This window comes from Zavarzinia sp. (assembly GCF_041650655.1).
Taxonomy (GTDB): domain Bacteria; phylum Pseudomonadota; class Alphaproteobacteria; order Zavarziniales; family Zavarziniaceae; genus Zavarzinia.
This window is the reverse complement of record NZ_JBAZKR010000152.1, coordinates 1-7110: the sequence shown is the minus strand read 5'-3', so window position 1 is coordinate 7110 and position 7110 is coordinate 1. Positions and strand designations below refer to the sequence as shown.

Genomic DNA, 7110 nt, shown 5'->3' with positions numbered 1-7110 from the left:
ACGGGCCCAACTCGGACATCGTCCTGGCGAGCTTCCGCCGGGCGGTCCTGGACTACGGCTGCCCCCACCACGCACTAATGGACAACGGAAAGGACTTCATCGCGCGGACGGTCGCCGGCGGGCACCGAAAGATCGCGTACCGCCTGGACGAGCTGCGTGTGCGGGCGGCGTTCAGCACGCTCCCGATCCAGTGCCATTTCGCGCAGCCCTACAACGCGAAGGCGAAGCCGGTCGAGCGGAGCTTCCGCACGATGAGCCTCCAGTTCGACCGCGAGTTTGAGACGTGGCTCGGGTCGAATCCCCAGGAGCGGCCGGAGGGCTCGGCGAGGGCGCTGGCCGAGCTGGTGAAGGCCGGGAAGATGCCGGACTTCGACCTGGTCGCGAAGGCGCTCGCCGAGTGGGAGGATCACGTCTACGGCGAGGCCGGGCACCGCGGGCAGGGGATGAACGGCCGCTCGCCGAACGAGGTCTATCGCGAGGAGCTGGAGGTCGTCCAGCGGGTCCCCGAGCGCGAGCTGATGATGTGCCTGATGCGCTCGAGCGAGCCGCGCGCGGTCTTCGCCAACGGGATCAGCATGTGGGGCCGCTGGTTCGCCGCGCCGGAGCTGTTCGGCCTGGCGGGCAAGGGCAAGTGCTGCTACGTGCGGTACGACCCGGCCAAGGTGGGCGAACTCTTCGTCTTCGATCTCCAGGACCGATACCTCTGCGCCGCGAGGCGGACGGACCTGGTCGCGTGGGGCGCGACGGGCGAGGACCTCCGCGCGAGGATGAAGCTGAAGGCGCAGCGCCGCAAGATCGCGCGGGCGATGGGCGAGACGGATGCGACTCTCTTCGGCGGGACCGGCGACGCCGTGCACAACATCGCGCTCCAGCGGCAGGCACGCGAGGCGGAGGCAACGAAGCGCGCGGTCGAGCGGCCCGATCCGAAGCCGCCGGGCGGCGAATCGCTCCCGGCCATTCGCATCGTGCGGACGGCGATGGAAGAGGCGGCACGCGAGGTCGCGCGGCTGCCGAAGGCGGCGGGAATGGAGGCCGGTAGCACAGGTTTCCAACCTGTGCAGCACGGGTTGGAAACCCGTGCCACCAAAACCAGCGCCACCATACGCATGACGGCGCGGGAGTTCTTCGGAGTCGGCGTCTCGGGCGGGGGACGGGCCACCGTCCCGTCGGACGACATGGTTGACGCACGCTCCCCTTCGGAGCAGCCTCCCGCCCCCGCCCGCCTCGCCGACGACGAGTTCGACACCTTGCAGATCTGACCCGTAGCGAAAGGACTTCGATCATGGGACTGCCGGCACTCAAGTTGGCGCGGGGCGCGGAGGCGGTCGAGCGGCCTCCGCTCCCCCAGACCATGCCCTCCGCGAAGGACGTCCTGGAGCTGGTCCGCTCGCGTGTCCAGCACACGACGCTCGACCGGCCGTACGATCCGAGCGATCCACGCCCGGCGAAGAAGACGGCGGCCCTCTCGATCGGCGTCCACGAGGGGACGCTCGGGCGATACCTGGACGGGAAGGCCGAGCCGAGCGAGGACTTCCGCCGCCTGGCGTGGACCTGGCTGACGCTGGAGGAAGCCCGCGAACTCGACGAGGCCGAGGGCCGCGCGGCCCCGCGAATCGCGGGGGCCGCCGAACCGCTCGCCGAGACGACGGTCGTGCGGCGTGTGGAACGGCTTTGCAAGCTCTGCCTCCAGGAGCGGATCATCGGGATGGTCTACTCCGAGACGAGCTGCGGGAAGACGACGGCCCTCAAGGCGTACGCGGCCGGCAACCCGGCGGCGATCTACGTCAAGGCGTCGGTCGTTCGGACCAGCACGAAGCGCGGCATGATGGCCTCGATCTGGAAGGGGGCCGCGCGGAGAGGGAAGGACCGTTCGCTCAGCGATCGGTGGGACGACCTGATCGAGTACCTCGCGGGCGGCGACCCGTCGCGGCCGAGCACGCGGCTCATCATCGTGGATGACGCGCACGTCCTGCCCTACGCCGTCCTGGAGGCTTTGCGCGATCTGCATGACGAGGCGGGGGTCGGGATCGTCCTGGCCGGGACGACGCGGCTGCACTCGCGCGTCACGCTCGCCGGCGACGCCCACCAGATGTTCGAGCAGCTCCGGGCGCGGATCGGAGTCGTCCGCCGCGTCGGAAAGCCCGACCGCCCCGACGTGGAGGCCGTCGCCCGCGCGTGGGCGCCGCCGGGGCTGGAGTTCACGGCCGAAGCCCTGGAATGGCTCGCCGATCTCGCCAAGCAGCTCGGCGCGCTGCGTCTAGTCAAGCATCATGTGCGGATGGCCCTGCGAATCGGCGGGGCCGACCGCGTCAACGGCACGCTCGACGTCCGCCACCTCCAGGCCGCGCACCGCCAGCTCGATAGCGAGGTGGCGGGATGAAGAAGCCCACGCCAGCCGCGAGAGCGATCTTCCAGTCCTTCGCCAGGCTGCATCCGGAAAGGCAGGCCGCCGTCCTTCTCCTCTGCGCGATGTCGCACCTCGCGCGACAGAAGGTCTCCCGCCAGACGATCGGTGTGAGCGATACGGGGAAGCCGCCGATCACGATGATCATCGTGATGGCCAAGGGATCGGACGCGGAGCTTGTCAGGAGGCGACTCAAGGCATGAGTCTCACAAGGTGGCAACTCGGCCTGCTGCACTCCGCGCCGGCCTCGCTCGGCGTGTTGGAGGATGAGCGCAAACTCGTCCAGGCGAACCTCGGCGGGGCCTGGTCGGCGAAGGACATGGACTACGCGGGGCTCTGCCGCGTGATGGCGTTTTGGGAAAGCAAGGGCTACGTCGATCCGGCCAACGGGCCGGGTTGGTGGGCCGCGCAAGAGGATGGTTCTCGCACGGTAGCGCTGCGCGGCAAGGTGCTCAAGCTTGCGGCCCTGGCGGGATGGATCGTCCAGGGAAGGCCCGAGGGCCGCAACGTGGACTTCGCGCGGATCGACGCGTTCTGCGCCGCCCAGTTCGCCGGGCGGAGCGGATGCTCGCGGCTGAAGGACGCGGGGCCGGGCGATCTCCTCGAGCTGGTCGAGGCGTTCAAGGAGATCGCCAAGCGGGCGGGGGCGAAGGTGTGGGATGACTCGCCGGACGTGCGCGCCGTGCGGCGGTCCGGCAAGACGGTTGCAACGGCTATGCTCTGCGCCTGCGCCCTCTGGGCGACTCTGCCGGCAGGCGCTGCGGAACGCCAGGTCCCCCTCCACCTGGCTCGTGAGACGGACGGCGGCCCGGCCTCCCTCCACCGGGCTGCCTCCGTCGTCCCCGAGGGCCTTCGGCCGGCCGGGGTTTCCACCGACGCGCGGCCAGCGACCCGCGCGCCGGACCTTTCCCCCGGCCGGTCGACGGTCCTCGCGAAGGGCGCTGCCGATGGAGCGGCGCGGGCTGCGCGCCAAAATGGCCTGCGCCGTCTCCTGGCGGCGATCCGACAGGTCGAGAGCGGCGGGGACGACCGCGCCGTCGGCGACGGCGGCAAGGCCCGCGGGCCGTACCAGATCTAGCGGGCGTACTGGATCGACGGCGGCGGCGACCCCGAGCGGTACCGGACGGACGCCCACGACGCCGCGAAGAGCGAGCGAGTGGTGATGGGCTACTGGCGGCGGTACTGCCCGGCGGCGCTCGAGGCAGGCGATTGGGAGACGCTCGCGCGGGTCCACAACGGCGGACCCGTCGGGGCGCGGAGCAAGGCGACGCTCGCTTACTGGCGGAAGGTCAAGGCCGCGATGGGAGGCAACGGATGATCCGCGTGAAGGCCAAGGCGGGCAGGCTGGTGGACGGCGACGGGCGCGACCTGCGGCTCACGCCGAAGGGCGAGCGGGTCCTGCGCGAGGCGAAGGGCACCATGCGGCAGCTCAAGAGGTCCCACGGGGCGCGGGATCGGCGGAATGCGGCCGCGTCTCCGTTCGGCCAGCGGTGCCGCGTCAGCGAGGCGAGCGCCTATCTGGAGCTGACGCGGGACACGGCCGCCTGGTACCACGGCGAGTGGAGGCACCTGGCTACGCAGAAGCTCCTGCATCGGACCGGGCCGTGCCGGTCGATGGAGGATGCGTTCCGGGCGGCCAGGCGTTGGATCGAGTCGAGGCCGCCGCGCGAGGAGAGCTTCTGACGTGGGCGGCGCGTACATCGTCATCCCGGCCGAGCAGCTCGACCGCCTGGTCGATCGGTGGCGGCGCGGCGAGAACGTGGACGCGATCGCCCGGTCGGTCGGGCACAGCCACGCCTGGCTGCGGCCGAAGCTGCGGCGGGCTGTCGGCGATGAAGAGTATCGCCGCGTGACGCACCTGCGGATCTCGGCGCAGAGGAAGCGGGACCTGGCGTATCTCAACCTGCGGGGACGCTGCGGGATGAAGAAGCACCAGCGGATCGGGACGATGCACTACTGGATGTGGCGGGGGCGGCCCCGGGCGATGGTCAAGGTGACGCTCGCGCGGTTCCGCAACAGCAAGGCGTGGCGGCCGCTCGCGCGGGTCGTGTGGGAGCGCGAGCGGGGGCCGATCCCGGCAGGGTGCGTCGTCGCACACGTCAACGGCGACACGCGGGACTGCCGGATCGGGAACCTCGTCTGCGTGTCGCGGGGCGACCTCTGGCGGTGGACGCAGGCACGGTGCGCCGAGCGGTACGAGCGGGCGCGGGCGAAGGGGAGGGCCAAGATGCGGCGTTTCGCGACGCACAGGACGGCGGCGGCGGACGCGGCGGCGCGGGCCGTGATCGAGGCCGCGCGGGCGGGAGGGAAGAGGATCTTCCCGGAGGAGGCGGCGTGAGGACTTGTCACGGCGAAGCCGAGCGGAGCGAGACGAAGCCGGATGACGGCGAAGCAACTTGACTTCGAGAGGCGGTGCGCCGGGAACCGGGTCAACAGGGACCCGGTTCAAGATGACGAGCTGTACCGGCTGATTCAGTCGAGGCTGGCGGCGCGGGGCGTGCTGCACTGGACGCTCCACTGGCCGGAGATCGACCTGGCGATCCGCGACGCGGTCGCGGAATACAGACTCACCACGAAGGGCACGAAGGAAGAGAAGGCATGACAGAGAACGTGAAGCAGGAGACTGGATTCCGCGAATGGTGCATCGTGGACCTGTTCGGCCATCAGCGCCTCGCGGGCCTCGTGAGCGAACAGGCCATCGGTGGATGCTCATTCATCCGGGTGGACGTTCCGGAGATCAAGAGCGACCTCGGCCTTGTACTTCAGCCAGCGATGACGCGGTTCTTTGGGCAGGGCGCGATCTATTCGATCTCGCCGGTAGTCGAGGCCGTCGCCCGCCAAGCGGCCGCCGCCTGGACGCAGCCGCCAGTCCACCGCTATCAGTTGCCGGCGGAGCGGCAGCGGAGCCGTGAATACGACGACGATGAGGATGGCTTCGATCCTCCGCCGGACCCAGAGAACGTGGGGGTAACGCCCATATGATCCACTGCCCCCATTGCGGCGGCGTGTTCGACCCTGCGGCCCTCGGGCGCCGGGGTCCGTCTCCCGGAACGGCGGCGCGGATCGAGGGTCACCAATTCCTCGGCCGCTACAAACGGCCCGCTGGGTGCACCGATGAGCGGGAGTGCCAGGTGCTGAGCCTGGCGGGCGTCTGGTCGGCGAAGGTGAGGCGGCTGACCGTGCTGAACCGCGAGCGGTTCGTCGCGATCCACGCGAGGCTGGAGGACGGGTACTCGTACGCGGCGCTGCGGGCGGCGATCGAGAAGTACGGGGCCGACGAGTGGCACAGGCGGACGGGCGCATGGCTTGACCTGGCCGACTTCATGCGGCCGAAGAACCTGGACAAATGGTTCGTCGAGTGCGCCGAACGCGAGCGGGTCGCGGAGCAGAAACAGGCCCAGCGCACGCCCCTTGCGCCGCCCGTGCGCGGGGTCGTGCGCGAGGTCGCGAAGGCCCTCAAGGCGCCCACGCCGGCTGACGAAGAGCGGGCGAGGATCGCGGAGTTCAAGGCGATGCCGGAGGCCGAGCGGGCGGCCGTGCTGGACCAGGCGGCGCGGGAGTGGGCCGGGCTGCACCCGCAGCGGAACCCGCTGCCGGCGGACCTGGCGTACTATCCGATCGCGCGGCAGGTGTGCGAGATCCTCAAGAGAAGGAAGGCGGGCGAAGCGCGTCCGCCGTAGCGAAGGCGGTGGAACATGGCGGAAGATGAATCGGCGGACCGGGAGAAGACCGGCTCGTCTTGTGTTGCGCCGAGCGGAGACGCGTTGGCACGTGTCGAGGGCGGGCTGTTGCGCGAGGCACTGGACATCCTGGAGGCGGCGAGCGGATGGGTCGGCGGGGCCGACCTGGCCGGGCGGCTCGGGCTGCCGTCGGCGCGGGACGTACGGAGGCGGGTGATCTGGCCGCTGCGGGGGAGGTATCGCCTGCCGGTGTACTCGCAGCCGGGGCCCGCGGGCGGGTACAAGCTGCGGGCGTCGGCCGAGGAGCACGCGCGGTGCCTGGCGTGGCTCGACCAGCTCGGGCGCGACGTGCTCGCGATCCGGGCCATCCTGCGCCGCGAGGGGCTCGACGTGGCGATGGGGCAGATGGTGATGAGCTTCATGGCCGGAGGGGGGGAGGCGGGGGTGGCCGAGGCGGCGCGGCCCGGAGGGCGAGAGGATCAGCTCTCGATGCTCATCGACGAGGAGGCGCGGGCCGGGCGGCGCGTGCGGTGGACGGATGTGCTCGAGCGGCTCCTGGCCGTGATGGCCGAGAGGCCGGACGAGTACGCCGAGCCGATCGCGCGGATTCGGGAGCGGTACGGGGGGATGTTCCTTCCGGCGGATCGGCTGGCCACGATCGAGCGGCACGCGGACGAGATTCGGAGGCTGCTCCGGGCTGGATAGTGTTACATGGCTGGAAAACTGACAATATGGCAGGCGGCAGATTGCGCAGATTACCACGCGAGGGCGTGCGGCGCGGCGCCGCGTCCGTGCGGCGCGGTGCGGCGAGGAGGGATGGCGAGGGGCGAATTTGCTAGGGTTCTCGGGGGAGGCGATTTCAGGAATCCGGACACGATGGGGTCAGGCTGGGGCGGGCGTTTCATTTCTGACGTGACGAATATTCTTCCGTAAGCCTTGATTGTTCCGCCCTTTACCGGTAGATTCCGGTTTTTCCCACGAGTTTCATTTTCGGTCTTACCCCATACTCGGCCTCTGGGTGCCACG

General features: G+C 70.3%; 10 protein-coding genes. All 10 read left to right on the top strand.

Translation table 11 applies throughout. The annotated features are described in order from the left end of the window. Positions 1–1259, top strand: a 1259-nt coding sequence (locus tag WC493_RS20820; RefSeq protein WP_373068136.1) for a Mu transposase C-terminal domain-containing protein, incomplete at its 5' end; no start/stop codon positions are given. Between the two features lie 23 nt (positions 1260–1282). Continuing rightward, entirely contained in the window at positions 1283–2380 is a 1098-nt protein-coding gene (locus WC493_RS20815) for an AAA family ATPase (RefSeq protein WP_373068134.1), read from the top strand. After that, complete coding sequence (locus WC493_RS20810) at positions 2377–2607, top strand: hypothetical protein (RefSeq protein WP_373068132.1); 231 nt, start codon at positions 2377–2379, stop codon at positions 2605–2607. Before WC493_RS20815 ends, WC493_RS20810 begins: the two co-directional genes overlap by 4 nt. After that, positions 2604–3482 carry a hypothetical protein gene (locus WC493_RS20805; RefSeq protein ID WP_373068130.1) on the top strand — a complete coding sequence of 293 codons (879 nt, stop codon included), beginning with the start codon at positions 2604–2606 and terminating at the stop codon, positions 3480–3482. Before WC493_RS20810 ends, WC493_RS20805 begins: the two co-directional genes overlap by 4 nt. 236 nt (positions 3483–3718) lie before the next feature. Next, complete coding sequence (locus WC493_RS20800) at positions 3719–4087, top strand: hypothetical protein (protein WP_373068128.1); 369 nt, start codon at positions 3719–3721, stop codon at positions 4085–4087. A gap of 1 nt (position 4088) precedes the next feature. Further along, a complete protein-coding gene (locus WC493_RS20795) occupies positions 4089–4742 on the top strand; it encodes an HNH endonuclease signature motif containing protein (RefSeq protein WP_373068127.1) in 654 nt (217 codons plus the stop codon). Between the two features lie 42 nt (positions 4743–4784). Continuing rightward, on the top strand, positions 4785–5006 hold the full coding sequence (locus WC493_RS20790; RefSeq protein WP_373068125.1) for a hypothetical protein: 222 nt from the start codon (positions 4785–4787) through the stop codon (positions 5004–5006). Beyond that, the gene (locus tag WC493_RS20785; protein ID WP_373068123.1) at positions 5003–5386 is read left to right on the top strand and encodes a hypothetical protein; all 384 of its coding nucleotides are present in this window, start codon (positions 5003–5005) and stop codon (positions 5384–5386) included. The genes WC493_RS20790 and WC493_RS20785 overlap by 4 nt, the downstream gene beginning before the upstream one ends. Before the next feature lie 149 nt (positions 5387–5535). Further along, positions 5536–6084, top strand: a complete 549-nt coding sequence (locus tag WC493_RS20780; RefSeq protein ID WP_373068121.1) for a hypothetical protein — start codon at positions 5536–5538, stop codon at positions 6082–6084. 15 nt (positions 6085–6099) lie between these two features. Continuing rightward, a complete protein-coding gene (locus WC493_RS20775) occupies positions 6100–6789 on the top strand; it encodes a hypothetical protein (protein ID WP_373068119.1) in 690 nt (229 codons plus the stop codon). Positions 6790–7110: the final 321 nt, after the last annotated feature.